General features: G+C 41.5%; 11 protein-coding genes. 2 read left to right on the plus strand and 9 right to left on the minus strand.

Annotated elements, in window-relative coordinates; all coding sequences use genetic code 11:
• Positions 1-94: 94 nt before the first annotated feature.
• A complete protein-coding gene (locus R8806_RS09035; RefSeq protein ID WP_317715806.1) occupies positions 95-1,840 on the minus strand; it encodes a GmrSD restriction endonuclease domain-containing protein in 1,746 nt (581 codons plus the stop codon).
• 287 nt (positions 1,841-2,127) lie between these two features.
• Between R8806_RS09035 and R8806_RS20070 the strand changes: the two genes are divergently transcribed.
• Together R8806_RS20070 and R8806_RS09040 are read left to right on the plus strand one after the other, a co-directional pair.
• Positions 2,128-2,304, plus strand: a complete 177-nt coding sequence (locus tag R8806_RS20070) for a winged helix-turn-helix transcriptional regulator (RefSeq protein WP_353844631.1) — start codon at positions 2,128-2,130, stop codon at positions 2,302-2,304.
• A gap of 138 nt (positions 2,305-2,442) precedes the next feature.
• Positions 2,443-3,492 carry an alcohol dehydrogenase gene (locus R8806_RS09040; RefSeq protein ID WP_124318210.1) on the plus strand — a complete coding sequence of 350 codons (1,050 nt, stop codon included), beginning with the start codon at positions 2,443-2,445 and terminating at the stop codon, positions 3,490-3,492.
• Between the two features lie 40 nt (positions 3,493-3,532).
• Here R8806_RS09040 and R8806_RS09045 read toward each other — a convergent pair whose 3' ends face one another.
• Genes R8806_RS09045 through R8806_RS09080 form a run of 8 tightly spaced genes read right to left on the minus strand, consistent with a single transcriptional unit; the run spans position 3,533 to position 17,078 of the window.
• Positions 3,533-5,824, minus strand: coding sequence for a Gldg family protein (locus R8806_RS09045; protein WP_124318209.1), 2,292 nt, complete (start codon positions 5,822-5,824; stop codon positions 3,533-3,535).
• An 11-nt stretch (positions 5,825-5,835) separates the two neighbouring features.
• On the minus strand, positions 5,836-6,765 hold the full coding sequence (locus R8806_RS09050; RefSeq protein ID WP_151412145.1) for an ABC transporter ATP-binding protein: 930 nt from the start codon (positions 6,763-6,765) through the stop codon (positions 5,836-5,838).
• Positions 6,766-6,791: 26 nt separating this feature from the next.
• Positions 6,792-8,258, minus strand: coding sequence for a M20/M25/M40 family metallo-hydrolase (locus R8806_RS09055; protein WP_124317841.1), 1,467 nt, complete (start codon positions 8,256-8,258; stop codon positions 6,792-6,794).
• Positions 8,259-8,269: 11 nt separating this feature from the next.
• Positions 8,270-11,362, minus strand: coding sequence for a beta-galactosidase, LacZ type (gene lacZ, locus R8806_RS09060; RefSeq protein ID WP_124317840.1), 3,093 nt, complete (start codon positions 11,360-11,362; stop codon positions 8,270-8,272).
• Positions 11,363-11,368: 6 nt separating this feature from the next.
• Positions 11,369-13,345 (minus strand): MGH1-like glycoside hydrolase domain-containing protein, encoded by a 1,977-nt coding sequence (locus R8806_RS09065; protein ID WP_151412144.1) that lies wholly within the window; start codon positions 13,343-13,345, stop codon positions 11,369-11,371.
• Position 13,346: 1 nt separating this feature from the next.
• The gene (locus R8806_RS09070; protein WP_164719906.1) at positions 13,347-14,870 is read right to left on the minus strand and encodes a PKD-like family lipoprotein; all 1,524 of its coding nucleotides are present in this window, start codon (positions 14,868-14,870) and stop codon (positions 13,347-13,349) included.
• 11 nt (positions 14,871-14,881) lie between these two features.
• Positions 14,882-15,589, minus strand: a complete 708-nt coding sequence (locus R8806_RS09075; RefSeq protein ID WP_164719909.1) for a DUF4843 domain-containing protein — start codon at positions 15,587-15,589, stop codon at positions 14,882-14,884.
• A 31-nt stretch (positions 15,590-15,620) separates the two neighbouring features.
• Positions 15,621-17,078 carry a RagB/SusD family nutrient uptake outer membrane protein gene (locus R8806_RS09080; RefSeq protein ID WP_167513942.1) on the minus strand — a complete coding sequence of 486 codons (1,458 nt, stop codon included), beginning with the start codon at positions 17,076-17,078 and terminating at the stop codon, positions 15,621-15,623.
• Positions 17,079-17,087 lie beyond the last annotated feature (9 nt).

Genomic DNA, 17,087 nt, shown 5'->3' on the forward strand with positions numbered 1-17,087 from the left:
ATTCAAAAAATATCTCTATCAATCCACAATGATCATTTACAAATATATTAAAATATATCACATTATTTTCCATAAAACAAAGCATCGAGATTACTTATAAAGTGCTAAACGCATCTTTCACCGTTTGAGCCATTAAACTCCTACGCTGTCTCAAAAACTCGAAGTAATTCATACGCTCCCAACCATCGGGTAAAGCATGCCAATAATACTGTTGCTTTTGTTGTTCCGGGGTTAATCGACTTAAATATTTAGGCAGATACTCGGCCGGGGCTGTATCTGCTATTTTTATATTATCGCTCCATTCAACTAACGCATAATTCGCTATCTGATTGGTTTGCTGTTGCTCGGTAATGCCAATACTTATCAAATATGCTTTCGGAAATAAATGATGTATTTCAAGAGGTGACTTTTTAAATCTTAAACCTTCCTGCAACAAATCATGAACTTTCATTTTTGAAAACAACCCATCCGCATTCAATATATTTAAAGAAGCATAGTAGGCATACATAGAAGGACTTATCGCAGATGAAGTAGCTAAATTGTTCGGCAAAGTAATATTCCAAAAATCATCTGTAAACTTCGTGTTTATAATATTTAAAAGAATATTTTTAAATTGTTCTGCAGAATAAACACCTCGCAATTGAGACAAGTCAAACTCCATCTGGGATTCAGGAGATCCGGTATATCGTCCAGTTATGATACACATAAAAAACCATTGAGAAATGAGTTTCCGCAATTCAAACATATCCATCTTATACTCTTCCCGACCAATTAGGAACATCGTATAAACATAGATAATCGTCGTTTTCGAACTTATAATATCACCTTTTATGTATCCAGCTTGTTTGATACATTTCAAATATTCATGCCAATTGGTAACATCAAGAACCTTTTTATTAGCTTCTTTCAGTAATTCAAATTGTTTCTCCCTTCGTTCCTCACTAAAAGTACCTGTTTCTAAATCTTTTCCCCGAAGAATACTATATACATATTTCAATACAGCCCTCTTAAAGCATAATCCAACTGACACTCGCAACATTTGATCCGGACTAGGAGTTATGATATAATTAAACGCAGAAGCCGCCTGCAGGTTGGGAGTACGAGTTTCATGACAGAATCGTTCTAAATCGGTTCTTCCTTCATCCCAAAAAACAGACATCAGTGTCAATATAAAATCAGCTTGATTCAAAGTTTTACCCTGGCTATTGATCCGCACGAAAATATCAGAAACTTCTTCTTCCGAAATATTCGCAGACAATTCCAAAGCCGAGAAAGAATAATGTTCTAAATTTTTTACATTTTGAATCGTTTCCCATATTTTAGCTTTTTCATCTTCTGTTAAAGCACGAGAAGCCTCTAAATTTTTTATAAAATCCCCGATAAAAATATGCGCTTTAAAATCCGGTTGCCATAATTTTGAAATATCTTGCACATACTCGGGACTTCGTCGTGAAGCTGCATCAGGAATCTCAAATTTTTCTTCTAAAGGTTTAAATGAAATTATAATATGTTCTTTATTAAAATTTTCTCGAATCACCTCTTTTCCTTTCATCACAGCAAAAATTGATGTCAATCGCTGCTGCCCATCCACTATTAATAAATTTGGAATTTTCTGTTTCCCTCCCACACCTATATATTTACTATTATCAACATTTGCATTTGCCCATAACAATAAATAACCGACAGGATACCCTTTATACATCGAATCAAAAAGATCTCTCACTTTAATATCTTTCCATACAAAAGGACGTTGTATGTCAGGAAGTCCAATAATTCCCATATCTATATCGTTCACAAGAGCTTGTAACTTATAGTTTACTTCACGAAAAAGAGTTGCCATACCTTCGAATATTACAATTTACCAATCCTCATTTTTTACACACACAACAAATATCCCCTCTACAAATACGAAACGCTCGAACTAATTATACAAACTTAATAAATAAAACAAATATGTTAGCCTTTTTACAAAAAAAATAATATTTCAATTGAAAGCCATCATGTTCACCTTTCAATTTGTCCCTCAACTTGGGAGACTATTCATAAAATTTCTTAATATATAGATTCTAATCTCCAAACTGTATATTAAGAAAAAACATCCAGAAAAACAGAACGCTTCAGCAACAAATAATTGATGCGATACAATCAAATCCAACTATCACAAGAAAGGAATTGATCTATCTATTAAACAGTACCGAGAGAAGTGTAAAGTACCACTTATCTCAACTAATCAAAAAAGGAAGAATTAAAAGAGAAGGTTCTGATCGAACCGGCACATGGAGCGTGATTGAATATTTGGACTAAAAAGCTACAATTAAAATTTAGTTTTCTCTCCTAATTCAAACCTCCCGAAGTGTTCTTTTGAGATTTATACCCTATATTTGTAATTAATAAAAAGTGGTTTTTATTAATTGTAATAGTAAAGTATAGATATACGCCCCTATGTTAGCATACACCTACATCAGCAAGGGAAATTTCAAGCTCCAAGAGAAGCCGCTTCCCCAAATAGAAGATTCACGAGATGCCATTGTTCGCGTCACACTGGGAAGTATTTGCACCAGCGATTTACATATCAAACACGGAAGTGTCCCCCGTGCTGTACCAGGAATTACCGTTGGGCATGAAATGGTGGGTATTGTAGAACAAACAGGAGCTGACGTGACGACCGTAAAGCCCGGAGACCGAGTAACCGTTAACGTGGAAACCTTTTGCGGAGAGTGCTTCTTTTGCCAAAAAGGATTCGTAAACAATTGTACCGATCCTCATGGCGGGTGGGCTTTGGGATGCCGCATTGACGGGGGACAAGCCGAATATGTACGTGTCCCCTATGCCGATAGCGGACTAAACCGTATTCCCGATACGGTTAGTGACGAACAAGCTCTTTTCGTGGGTGATGTACTTGCCACCGGCTTTTGGGCTGCACGTATTTCTGAAATCACGGAAGACGATACGGTATTGATCATCGGAGCCGGACCAACCGGAATATGCACGCTACTTTGTGTAATGTTGAAGAATCCGAAACGAATTATTGTCTGTGAAAAATCCCCCGAAAGGATTCAGTTTGTCCGGGAACACTATCCCGATGTATTAATAACAGAACCGGAAACATGCCAAAAATTTGTCCTTGAGCATAGCGATCATGGCGGGGCTGATGTCGTACTAGAAGTTGCCGGAAGCGATGATTCCTTCCATCTTGCATGGGAGTGTGCCCGCCCTAACGCCATTGTAACCGTGGTTGCGCTCTACGACAAACCGCAACTTTTGCCGTTACCCAATATGTATGGCAAAAATCTCACGTTCAAAACCGGAGGTGTAGATGGTTGCGATTGTGCCGAAATTCTTCACTTGATAGAAGAGGGCAAAATTGATACCACCCCACTTCTCACACACCGTTTTCCATTAAACGAAATCGAAAAAGCCTATCATATATTCGAAAACAAACTTGACGGGGTGATAAAAATAGCTATAACAAAAGTTCATCCGGTATTTTAATTTTACCGGATGAACCTTACACGTATTTAATCGTTCACCTTTACTTTCCTCTTCTTCTCACCCAAATGAACACGCTACATAGTAACAACAAGATAGGCAATACTCCCAAGAATCCAACCTTCACCACTGACATTCCGTCCATACTCACGTGTACGGCATTATCCTTAGCCGGTTGCCGACGAACATCGATAGGTACTTCATTATCAGACAACCAGAAGAACATCGCATTTATAAAAGAATAGTTGGATGCTATTATATTCGACCTCTGACGGCTGATCTCTCCGTTGCTGATACAATCCGCATCACCAAGAATAATGATTTTCTGATCTTTATCCCCAACTTTACGATTCAACGCCAAAGCCGTCAAATTGGCTTGTTCTACTTCCCCGTCTTCCGGATTCAACTCGGCTTTGTCATCCACGAAATCCGTCGTCTTATATTCGATCCAGCTTCCTTTATTTTTAGTCACCAACAGAGGGGTTGCTGTAAATCCTTTAGTAGTGTCACATTCCAAAGCCACCGCATCCGGCATTGTAACAGTGTAAACATGGAACATATCTCTAAACATATAGTTTAAATCACAACTTTCCCGCGTCACGTTCCCCACGATCAAATTAGCTACATGTTCCCCCGATTGTACCAAACGACCGGGTAGGAACTTCACTCCGAATGGAGCCACCACGGGATTCATAACCTCTTGCCTCTCGGCATCACCCGCGATCAACAAATTACCCCCTCTCTCAACATACCTGTTCAAACGTTCCAATTCTTCATCTGAGAACGGGGTCTTCATCTCGGCAATAACCAACACATTCACATCTTCCGGAACATCCTGATCCAATGTCAAGGCTGTCACATCAAAACCTTGATTCAACAACGAGTAACGGAATATCTTATTATGAGCAAAATTATAATAATCCAAATCCCCTGTTTTCCATATATCACGCATCCCGTGTCCTTGCACAAAACCGACTTTCGGCAAATCCATCACCAAACGTTTCATCGCCGCAGAAATCTCTCGTTCATGCGGATGTTTCTGATTATCTTCATATACCCGTAAAAAAGTTTTCTCCCCGCTGCCTCGCTCTAACACACGGATAAAACGATTGTACTCATCCGACAAATCTATAATCTTATGAAACTCTTCCGGTTTCATAAACATCTTCGGATTCAGATTCATCGTCTCGCACAATTTTTCCACAATCTCTTCATCACTCAATCCCGGATAACGCTGTTGCAATGCCGCATGATTATAAGTCCGGTCATAGTAATACACATACTTCATTTTAATATCCGGTTTAAAACGAATATATTGTGCGAAGCGCCCAATATCCCCATTCCGGCTAACCGGAAGTCCCGACCAACAATTATCTTCCAACAAATTCACGTAAGTCGTTATCGTCAGATCACCGGTCATCTTATTCATGATATCCTGACTACTTTTAGTCAAAGTCTTTATTTTCGTGGCTGTAGAATCATGGAAGAATTTCAACGCCGGACGAGAACTCAAATAACCCAGAAATATCGCAATCAAGAAAACACCGACATATTTACTTAATGTCATATACCAAGTTGTCCTCTGTTTTCCGGATTGTAATTTAAGTATGCTAAAACCTAAAAAGACAGCTATAACAATGACAAAATACAACACATCTTCACTACAAATCAACCCGGCAATCAACTCATCCGCACGACCGGATATAGAAAGCCAATACGTAATATCACGTATCAAATCAATCCCTTGCCACATCCCGCCAACAAAATTCAGTGCTGCCAATAAGGCCAATGTACCGATAGCTGCAACCACCTGGTAAGAAGTTAGACAGGACATAAACAACCCAATTGCCGCATAAGCACAAATCAGCAAGTAAATTCCCAGTAATCCAGTAAAGACTAACCCATAATCCATATTTTCAATCGTAAACAAATTGAATATGATCATCACACACAAAATACCAATCAACACTAACCCATAAATCACCATAGCCAAATACTTCCCGAAAATAATCTGCCAACTGGTAACCGGAGACGAATACAATAACTTTATCGAACCACTACTTAACTCTCGGCTCATCAACCCCATCGTCAGCAATGGCATATAAAGATACAGGTAATTCTGGACATTCGAGAATACACCCGTCCAGCTCGCATACAAGCGGGAAGTAACACTATACACTCCGTAACCAAGGGCTTGAGACCTTACATATCCTTCCATTTCCTGCACGAAAACCATACAAGTCTGGAAGGTGAACACGATAAGAATTAACCAAGCTATAGGGGAATAGAACAAGGTTTGCAATTCCGTTCTTGCTATTCTATATATTTTTCTCATAAGATTCTATATTAATTGATTTTTTTACCCGATAATTTAGCAAAGATCACATCCAAGGAACTCTTTTCCATATTGATCTCTTGCAAATGCCATCCGTTAGCCACGCTCGCTTCGATCACTTTTTCCGAAATAGCATCCATTGTGTCAAAGTGCAAACGGAAGCGCTTGTTTGTCAAATTTTCCACACCCACAATTCCCGGAATAGCCCGCAGTTCGTTTTCACTTGGCGGAGCATCCATCAACACGACTAACGAATCCGGTTTGATGTAATTATTAAATTCATCCATCGTCCCCGCAAACACCATATGCCCGGACTCAATCATCCGGATCTGATCGCAAGTCATTTGCACCTCCGGCAAAATATGCGTGGAAAGCATCACGGCCCGATCCACGGCAATCTCCTTTACCAAATTCCGGATCTCCACGATCTGGTTGGGATCTAACCCGTTCGTTGGTTCATCCAACACCACGAATTTCGGATCATGCACGATAGCCTGCGCTATTCCCAAACGCTGCTGGTATCCCCCGGAAAGATTACGTACCAAACGCTTGCTGAAATGCATAATTCCACATTTATCCTTCGCCTTCTCCACGGCAGCTTTGATATGCTTGGGCTCCACGGAACGCAAATAAGCACAATGTGTTAAATACTCATCCACATTCAAATCCAGATGTAAAGGCGGTTTCTGCGGCAAAAAACCGATATGCTTCTTCGCCTCCACCGGGTTATCCCGCAAACTCACACCATTAATATACACTTCTCCCTTCGTCTGTTTCAACACGCCACACATGATATTCATCGTGGTCGATTTCCCGGCTCCATTCGAGCCCAATAATCCAAGGACTCCCGTCTGGTTAATCTCAAAACTAATATCCTGTATAGCCCACTGGGAACTATAGCGATGAGAAAGATTTTCTACTTTTACAATAGCGACATCCATACATTTAAATTTTATAATTTACACGTCTATTTTTCTCTCAGAACACCTTTGATTTTTACAATCTCCGGTAATGCCAGAAACAACATTCTGACCGCATCCTCCATAATTTCAGGAGTCAATGTTTCAGCCTGATCTCTCGGATCATGATAATACATCGGTTTCAACTCCTCGGTCGTGGCAATATATAAGGCCGGAATCCCCCGTTTGGAAAATTCATCACCATCCGCCTGAGAATAACTCACGGCCCGCTCGTAAGGAGTTACCTCAAATTCCCGATGTAACCATCGATCGTTCACCTCAGCAAATATTTTTGCCACTGCGGGAAAGCTTTCTGCTCCCCAAACCGACAAACCGTTTCCATTTCCAACCATATCAATGTTCAGCATACACATGGTTTTGTCCAGTGGAAACGTAGGATGATTCAAATAATGAATCGCTCCTTTTATGCCTCTTTCCTCCGCCCCGAAAAAAGCGAACACGATATTCTTCTCCGGTTTGATTCCACTAGCGGCCAAAGCCTTCGCCACGGCCAATTGTAAAGCAACTCCGGAAGCATTATCCAAAGCACCGGGAAATATCAGTCCATTGTTGCCCAAATGATCGAGATGTGCCCCCAATACAATGGAAGAAGTCGTATCCACGCCCTTGATCACGCCGATCACGTTACAGGTGGTCGCATAAGGATAGTGACGAGTCACAACATCCATATTCAAACGACATCCGGTATTAAAAGAACAGGGCTTTTGTTTCTCACTGATCTGTTTTTTCAACCCGTCCCGCGTATACCCGGCTTTTGTAACCAACTCATCCACCATGGAAGGATCCACGTGGGTATAAATCATTCCTTTCGAAAAAGCGATTCCCGTGTGTGCCAGTTTTCCAACCAACAACACCGCTGCCGCACCTTTCTTCAAAGCCTGAGGCAATTTATAACTCTCGGAAGCATAGCGCATATAAAGATCAAAACGTTTCTTTTCATCCTTATCCCGGTATGGTATGCCCCGTTCAATGATCACAATCTTTCCTTTTACATCTATCCCCTCGTAATCGTCATACCCGTATTCTGGGGCCGTGATTCCATACCCAGCATATACCACTTCTGCATTTTCCACCTTCCCCGAATCCGAGTTCATCCCCGGATAAAAATCCCGCGGGAAGACATATTCTTGTTCATTTCCCACTTTTTTCAATCTACAATCGATCAAACTCGTCGTAGGCATCCGAAAATGTTGTAAATAAGAACCATCATCCCCCGCAGGTTCTAACCCGAAATCACACAATTGTTCTGCGCACCAAAAAGCACATTTCATATATTCTCCCGTTCCGGCAAGCCGTCCGTTATATTCTTTCTTGCATAACTCATGAACATATTCCATGATTTCATCACTTGAAATGGAGTGAAACACATCCATTATCTCCTTGGACATCTTTCCGTATTGGGCTTTCACCGAACAACACCAACCGACCAATAAAATCAAAATCCAATATCTCATACTCGAACTATTTACATTTTAACAGGTAATACCCAGAAAGTGAAATCATATATCCCCGGCAAAATCAAGTACTGCGGATGAGTCACTGCCCGCAAACTCCAAGTCGTATCCCCGCCAACACCCATTTGCCGCCAATCAATATTCCAGGTAATCAAATTTTCCTCTTTCACTTCATTCAAATGACGCTGTGTCTTGTCGGTACCCGGTTCATCCAGTACATTATTGGAGAACCGGTAAACAGATGATCCGAAAGGAACATCCCCGATCACTTCCAAACTCAAATCATCACCCTCAAGCCTCATCCGGCGAATATCCGTCCGGTTTCCATTCTCTTGAGGACGGGCATAAGGTACATACCAATCTTCCACTGGACATTTATACCGTCCAACAAAAGCCCCTGAACAACGATCTATGTAATTTTCCTGCGGTCCCCGGCCATACCACTCTACACGGGTAAAATCAGGAACAAGCTGCCAAGTCAGTCCTACCCGGGGAATCAATTCCGAAGTACAATTCCGGGCGTCCACATGATAGCGGACTTCCATCTCTCCCGCCCCATTCAAACGGTAACACAACTGATATGTCGTATTCATTTTCTCCAATTCGAAATCGGTTCGAATCTCCACGAGTTTTCCTTGTTGTTTCACGTCGAAATTCACTAATTTCGCTTGTGAAGCAGCCCCTTTCCAACCGATACATTCCGGGATTATATATTCACTGCCGAAATCATTATCCGTTCCCGGCCGCCAGAAATTAGCTTCCAAACCATTCATTAGAATCTCTTTGTTGTCTATCTGATACGAAATCAATTTACCCGTTTCTCGATCAAACTCAAGCATGACATCTCGTCCTTGCACAGAAACCCGATTCCTGTTCTCAACCACTTTAACCTCTCCATTCTCTGCGAAAGCAGGTAGTTTATCCAAACAAGGTAATACAAACTGTTCTGCAGCCAACACATACCCTTTCTTGATCAAGGAATAATCTTTATTAGCAATAGCATACACGTTCACGCAATATTCTGCACCACGGTCTTCAAGTTTCGGGAATGGCAATTCCAATAAACATGTTTCCTGTGGCATCACCTTTAGATTAGGTACCGTACCGGAGTTCACGACAATTCCATCCTTCAACAATTCCCATTTCAGATCCGTATGCTCCAAAGATTTAAAAAACAACTCATTAAAAATCTCCACGATGCCCCGGTTATAATCCAACAAGCGAAATGCCACATCTTGATATACCTTTTTCACCTCCCAAGCCGCAGGGCTCCATGAGCGGTCAGCCCGAACTATGCCATTCAAACAAAAGTTATTACTGGAAGGAATTTCCGGACCTCCGAAGTCTCCCCCGTATGCCCAATATTTCACTCCGTTACTATCCACTTGCTCGATACCTTGATCAACCCAATCCCATATATGTCCCCCCTGCAAATAAGGATATTTCCGAATCACATCCCAATACTCCTTCAGTCCCCCGACACTATTCCCCATCGCATGAGCATACTCACACAAGATCAAAGGCTTATCCGGCCGGGACAACACATGATTAATCAGAACATCAATCTGTTTATACATCGGACAGTAAATATCCGTAAACTCTTTCTTTCCGGCATCCTCAGAATGAATCGGACGCTGTGACAAATCATGCTCTTTCAACCATTTATAGGTTGCCAAAAAATTAATTCCGGACCCGGATTCGTTTCCCAACGACCAAGCTATAATACAAGCATGATTTTTATCTCTTTGGAACATCCGTTCCGTACGATCAATAAAGACATGCGTCCATTCCGGTCTGTTCGCCAGAGACTCCCGGGGATCATAACCAATTCCATGGCTTTCAACATTCGCCTCATCAACGACATACAACCCATATTCATCGCACAACCGATACCAAAGAGGATCATTGGGATAGTGAGCCGTACGCACACTATTTACATTCATCTCTTTCATCAAGCGAATATCCGTCAACATCGATTCCCGATCCACCACATGTCCCTTTTTAGGATCATGTTCATGACGATTCACCCCTTTCAACAAAACAGGTTGCCCGTTTACCAGCAATTGCCCTCCCTTAATCTCTGATTTACGGAAACCTACCGCTTGGGTTAATACCTCCCGGACCACTTTACGCCCCCGCTCCTCAACACGGGTCTCGATGATCAAATCATATAGATTAGGCGTCTCTGCCGTCCATTTCAACGGATTCAAAATCTTCTTTTCAATACAAACCGTATCCATACCCTCCTTCTTTCCGGAAGTAATCACTTCTGAAAATATCGTATTACCCTGTCTGTCATTCAACGTCAAGGCTACATCATACTTTTCTCCCCGGTTTTCCAATTCCATATTCAGACGCAACAAAGCATCCCGGTAATCAGCATCCAAATCCGTTGCAAGCTGAAAATCATATACATTTGAACGGGGACGGGCATAAAGAAATACATCCCGCTGGATACCGGAAAAACGCCAGAAATCCTGATCCTCCACGTAAGTACCATCACACCAACGGAAAACCTGCACGGCAATTTCGTTCTTTCCTTTCCGCACGCAAGAAGTTACATCAAATTCCGCCGGAGTTTTCGAATCCTGAGAATAGCCTACCAATTGACCGTTTACCCACACGTAAAAAGCAGAACTCACAGCCCCGAAATGTAACACAATCTTGTTCCCAATCCAATCATCGGGTACACGGAATGTCCTCTTGTAAGAACCAACCGGATCGTTCTCCGAGTCCACATTCGGGCACTTGGCTTTAAAGCCGAAGCCTGTTTCCACGTAAATCGGTACCCCGTAGCCTTTTAATTCCCAGTTAGAAGGAACCTCGATATTATCCCATTTACGGACATCGTACCCAACTTTGTTAAAATCCATTGGACGGTCTGCCGGCTTACTCACCCACTTGAATTTCCATACCCCGTTCAAAGAAAGATAACGAGAGGAATTTTCCACATCCCATACCAATGCCTGTTCCCGATTATCAAACGGGATATAGAAAGCATGGCTACGCATCCGGTTTCTCTGAAGAACATCCAGATTTTCCCAGTCATTCTGCGCCCCTGCCGACAATGCCATCAGCATAAAAATAAATAACAAACACCTCATAATTAACTATTTATACTCAAACATCATTAATAACAAATGTGCTGAAGACCAACCAAAATGCGGAGCATTCAAGGTCTCTCCGGTCAAGGGGTTATAATTTTCATGAACAGGCTGATCCCCCAACAACCCCTGGCAATTATTTAATATTTTTAATGTCAATTCATTGGCCTCTTTATCATACCCGTAATTTCTCAACCCCCGAATACCGAAATACGCCTGATCCAACCAAACCGGTCCCCTCCAATAGCCTCGTTCCGGTTCTAAACGGGGATGACTTAGATCCAAGGTTCCCAAAGGCACAAAAGAATTGAACCGATTCACATCCATCATAACATTCCTCACCCGATCCGCTTGTTTTTGATTGGCCACTCCGGCCCAAAGCGGTAACCAGCCCTCCGGTCCGTAAACTGGAATAAAAGCGTGTGATTTTAATCGAACATCAAAGAAATATCCATTCTCATCATCGTACATGATTTGTCGAATCCTGTCAGCCAGAATACCCGCATCTTTTTCCAACCGGTTGGCAAGCTCCTCCCGTTTTAGCAAGCGGGCAAAGCGGGCAAGCGTCCTCTTTTCATCATACAAATAAGTATTCAAATCCACACTTTCCTGACTCATTGACCAAGCTTTCGGCAACTCCCCCTTCAACATCTCCGTACTATCGAAACGCACGGCATTATCCATCCCACTTTCCCAAGCCGCAGCCTGCAAAGTCCCGTCCGTTGCCCCGTACTCACACAGTCCGTTCTGATCAACATCCCGATAAGCATACCACCAATTATGATATCTCAACAACCGATCAAACATCTCCTCGACAAAGGCCAAATCCCCGTCCGCATCATAAATTTCCTCCACGGCCCATGAAGCCAAAGGGGGTTTCGTGTCCCGCAAATTATTAATATACTTTATCCGGCTGACAAAATCCGGAATCATACCTTCTTCCGTTTGGTAATCAAACAAAGCCCGAATATGATCTTTAGCCAACTCCGGTTCCCAACGTCCGATCGCCGCGGCAATTTTCCAAGAATCCCATGACCAGAATCCCGTGCTGAATCCCCAATAGGAAGGATAGCCTCCATCATGCAATAAATCATGTGCCGCACTCCGCCAATTCGCCATCAGCGTCATCAAACACTTGACTGCTACTCTTCTGTATTTCAAATCAGTAAATAATTCCGACTTATTCTCAAACAGCTTTTCAATATAGCGCTCCCATCGTTGTGCTGCCATTTCAAAGAATGGTTCACTCTCCTCGAAAGGATTTCCCTCCAGTACCGGATGCTTCACATGTTCTGGTTCGTCATTAAAATAGGCAGAATAAACAAACATATCCTCCCGTTCCTCACCTCGCCCGAATTTTCGTACCTCCGTTTCAAAACGGTACTTTCCATCCAAAACTACCGCATGACAGCCTTCACCCGCCTCTATTTCAAAACAACATTTCGTTGCGGGAAACTCCAAATACACCGTCCGTCCGTCAATAACCTGACCTTGGAAATATTGAGTAAAAAAGCTCCCCTCATAAATAATCTTAACCTCTTTAGGACCTCCCGTGTTGCGGACCCGAGTCCGCAACAAAGAAATCCGATTGTTTACAAAAACAATCTCCTGTGTCAAGGTTAGAGTCTCCCAGGTAAAGGACTGAATCATCCGACCCGGGAAATAACTTTTTTCAACAATAGCATTCGTAACTTCCTGTAATACTCCGTCAACAACCACTGATGCAACCGCAGTATAAGAGCCCACGGCATAATTGGATGCCATAGACATGGGACCGGAAAAACCTCCTGCCATTCCGACACTATCCGGAATAAAGGCAAATCCATGCCATGCCCCCAAATCGGAGAAAAGAGAAACTCCTTCTCTGATGCCTTGAGGCCAGTTAGATATATTCAGTACATTACGATAGTCAGCCTGTACATTAAAAAACGATTGTCCCGCACACCCGCACAGAAGGATTACAAAAAGCCATATATATTTCATACTATTCCGCTGCTTTATGAATAATCTGTTTTACCGTACCAACATTTTGATCCATCTTCATAACCAAACGTCCCGCCTCATCCGACGCAAATCCCTCTGAATTAATCTTCAAGAGGTAAACTTCACCATTAGCCAATCCAACACACAAATATTCATTAGCATAGAACTCATCCTCCATCGCCTTAATTTCTGCCGGAAAACTATAATACCGTTCCGGCACAATCTCACCCTCCGCATCTTTTCCAAAATAATACAAAACATTACCGGAAGCAATGAAAGCATACGGACAACCAAATCCCCGGCCCCTACCATTATCCGGAATCAACAATAAAATATTATCATTCATCATATCCCCCTTAAATTCCCGTTGAGACTCTGCCACAATATCTTCAGGGTCATCTGTTAATAACATTTGTCCCACGTAAGTTCCATCCGCACGTTTGATGATATTATACAACCCGCCAGCCGGAATATAATAGTCATTCCACCAATACCCGCTTGTTGCTATTAACTCATTATTACCCAAGTTATCCATGGGAATAAATCCATTCGGATAACCAGCACATTTCGGCTCACCAATAGTTCCATAGCTGGAAGCCCCCCGGATATACAAGAATCGTTTTCTCTCTTTTTCATACACGAAAACGTACCCATTTTCTGTATTCATATCATACACGAAACGATCTGCATTCAATTGATGAGCAACCTCTTCACCCACAACATCAGGTTCCATATACACCATCGGATATTGCGAAAAATATCCCGTATGGAAAGCTTCTGAACTAAAATTCTTACGCCCGAATACCCGTCCGTCCTCGGCCAGCAAAAAACTATACCAATCATCAAAGAATACTTGCTTAGGTCTCACGTTCTCCGGGATCACCTGAAATTCTTTCGACAATTCCAAAGATTTTTCCAAATTCGCACCATCTAAGTCAAGACATTTATAAAAATCATCCTGCAGTAGCATAATATGTTCGTCTGTCTGATTTCCTAAATCATGCAGATGAATCTGTACAGGTTTCCCATCCAAAGAAACGCCTTCAATACCTTCATAAATATCATAGATACACCGATCCCACTCCCCTTTCACTCTTTTTAAAAAACTTAATGATGACACTCCATTTTTTTCTGATAAAATCAAAAAACCATCGGAATAAAGTGAACTAACCCTTACCATCGTCTGGGTCATAAAAGTTAATCCACTCAATGTATCAGTTACCTGCAACACCCATTTCATCTGCTCCGGAGCATCCAGGGGAATAATATATTCTATATTTTTCTCCCGGGAAAACACAGAATCAAGCTCCACGGACCATTCGTACTTTAACCCAACTTTCGTTTCCAAATCGAACACGATCTCCGGCTCAATAATCAACGTATCTCCAACAGACACATGATATGATCCATTTACATTTCCGATTGTACCCTCTGCCAAATTGCGATAATCATAATCGCCTTTATCTTCGTAACATCCTGTTATGCTCCAAGCCATCACAAGACACAATATCAATATCTTTTTCATAACATTCATTATTAACCGATTACCGTCACTGTTATTCTAGTTCCATCATCCTCGTATTCCGGATGAGCCTCCAAATAACGCTTAAACTTCAAGGCATACTCCCGTATATATTTTTCCTCAACACCCGTCAGATCAGTCACACCCACTTCCCGACAAAAAATCTCGTATTTCTTAGGAGTAAATCCACCTAAATAATATTTATTAACTGTCTCGTCCCACCATCCTGGAATTGAAATCGCTGAAGTAAAGTATATCTTTGCTTGGCTATAAATAGTTTCACCTATTTCAAAAAATTCATTCGGCTCAATTTGTAATACAACCCGACAATAAGCATCTTCCAATTGAGCCGTTTTCTTCAATACTACAAACACCGAATCGACATTCACACCTTTATGAAAAACCATCTCATCCGGAAATGCAAAATCCGCATCTGAAAGCGGAGATACCACCTTCCCATCTTTCAACAATCCCGACAAAGAATCCACTACACACAACTTGATCGGGCAATCCTCAGTCAATAACTGGCCTCCCAAATTAAATTTCACGGAAACTTCAATCGCATCCTTCCCCTGATGAAAGAAGAAGGTTTCCACGATGCTATCCGTAGCCGGATTATTATAAAAACTCAAATAATTAACACTACTATATGTATCGAACTCATCTTCCTTACATCCGAAAACGGCCAAAAGAAGGAATAAAAAGATAAACTGTCCTTTCATAATCTTTATATTTTTGGTGACCATTATTTCCCTATTGATTTAAAGTTACATCTTCACTATCCGGAATTGCGAAAACAAACGCCTCATCCTTCATTCCCGAATAAAATTCTGTCCCCAACTTCTTATACAAGAAAAACAACTGTCCTTCACCGATAAACGTACGGTAAGCATCATTTATCCATGCCTTATGGTAATCCTCAAGACTTTGTACCGTTACCGGGGTATAGGCACCCGATGCCTGCTTTACCACCGTAATACGAGAAGCTGCCGTCGCATAATCTTTAATAGAGGCATAATACTCTCCCGCAATATACTGCATCTCACTTGTACGAATAATCGGGATGATTTCATTAGGGATCGTTCCTTGATCAGAACTTACAGGAAGATACTTTTTACTCACTTTATTCGCTCCATCCAAATTTTGCATATGATAATACCCACGATAATCATAAGTATCAGATCCCAATATCTTATTTAGTGCCGTGTTCGACACGCATAACACCTTATTGGTTCCGGTATAGTAAGCCTCAAAAAGTTCTGTCAATTTCCGATTACTCAATGCAAATATAACATCCTCATATTGCTTGGGCTTAGCATAATCTCCCTTAACCGGAAAAGACCCGTTATCTATCACTTCCTGAGCTTGTTCTGCCGCTAATTGTAACTCGCCTTTATAATTATATACACGAGCCAACATAGCGGTTGCCGCATAGTAATTCATCCTGAATCCCCGGAAACAATAGAATAAATCCTCTACCGCTCCTGCAGTTCCTAATAAACGATTAGTTGTTCTCAATTGATCTTTTCTCACAGAAGAAACGGTATCAAACGTGGCCAATAAAGTTTTGGCATCTTTTAAATCCCGAATAACTTTGTCCAAATAACCTTGTACATTCTCCCGTTTCTGGAACATCGCAGGATGAGTTTCACAATAAGGAAGATACTCGTTATTATCATTAACAGGCACATATCCCGTTTTATCCCCATTTAATTCAACTGCCACGGGAGCAAACAAGCGTAATAAATCAAAGTGCAAAAAAGCCCGTAAAGCCAAAGCTTCCCCCTTCAACATATTCTTTTCTCCCTCACGCCCCAAAAATTTTGTAACATCCGCCTTATCTATATTCTGAATCAAATTATTACAATTTGCTATTGACTTGTAAGCCCCCTGCCAAATACTCTCTAAAATCCCTTTGACCTCACTATTATCGTAATCACCTTTGTAAGCTTTAGGATAAGCCCCGTATTGATTCATCTTGTCAAAATTATAATATTGAGCCAGCACATCCATAAATCCCCAAGTCAATTGTTGAGCATACATATCCGATTCCGAAATCCGGGAATAAACGCCGTTCAACGAATTACGATACCCTTCCCCGTCTGCAAAAAGGTCTTCTTCATCAACTTCCGATTGCGGAGTGACATTCAACCAGCCATTGCATCCAAACAATAGCGGTAAAAACAATAGTAACAATATTTTGTTTTTCATACTCATCGC

It is taken from the genome of Butyricimonas faecihominis (genome assembly GCF_033096445.1).
In the GTDB taxonomy this organism is placed as follows: domain Bacteria; phylum Bacteroidota; class Bacteroidia; order Bacteroidales; family Marinifilaceae; genus Butyricimonas; species Butyricimonas faecihominis.

Excerpts from the sequence above, each read along its gene's own strand:
- R8806_RS09045 (WP_124318209.1), bottom strand. The coding sequence starts at position 5,824 with ATGAGAAAAATATATAGAATAGCAAGAACGGAATTGCAAACCTTGTTC.
- R8806_RS09050 (WP_151412145.1), bottom strand. The coding sequence starts at position 6,765 with ATGGATGTCGCTATTGTAAAAGTAGAAAATCTTTCTCATCGCTATAGT.
- R8806_RS09070 (WP_164719906.1), bottom strand. The coding sequence starts at position 14,870 with ATGAAAAAGATATTGATATTGTGTCTTGTGATGGCTTGGAGCATAACA.
- R8806_RS09075 (WP_164719909.1), bottom strand. The coding sequence starts at position 15,589 with ATGAAAGGACAGTTTATCTTTTTATTCCTTCTTTTGGCCGTTTTCGGA.
- R8806_RS09035 (WP_317715806.1), bottom strand. The coding sequence starts at position 1,840 with ATGGCAACTCTTTTTCGTGAAGTAAACTATAAGTTACAAGCTCTTGTG.
- R8806_RS09040 (WP_124318210.1), top strand. The coding sequence starts at position 2,443 with ATGTTAGCATACACCTACATCAGCAAGGGAAATTTCAAGCTCCAAGAG.
- lacZ (WP_124317840.1), bottom strand. The coding sequence starts at position 11,362 with ATGAGGTGTTTGTTATTTATTTTTATGCTGATGGCATTGTCGGCAGGG.
- R8806_RS09055 (WP_124317841.1), bottom strand. The coding sequence starts at position 8,258 with ATGAGATATTGGATTTTGATTTTATTGGTCGGTTGGTGTTGTTCGGTG.
- R8806_RS09065 (WP_151412144.1), bottom strand. The coding sequence starts at position 13,345 with ATGAAATATATATGGCTTTTTGTAATCCTTCTGTGCGGGTGTGCGGGA.
- R8806_RS09080 (WP_167513942.1), bottom strand. The coding sequence starts at position 17,078 with ATGAAAAACAAAATATTGTTACTATTGTTTTTACCGCTATTGTTTGGA.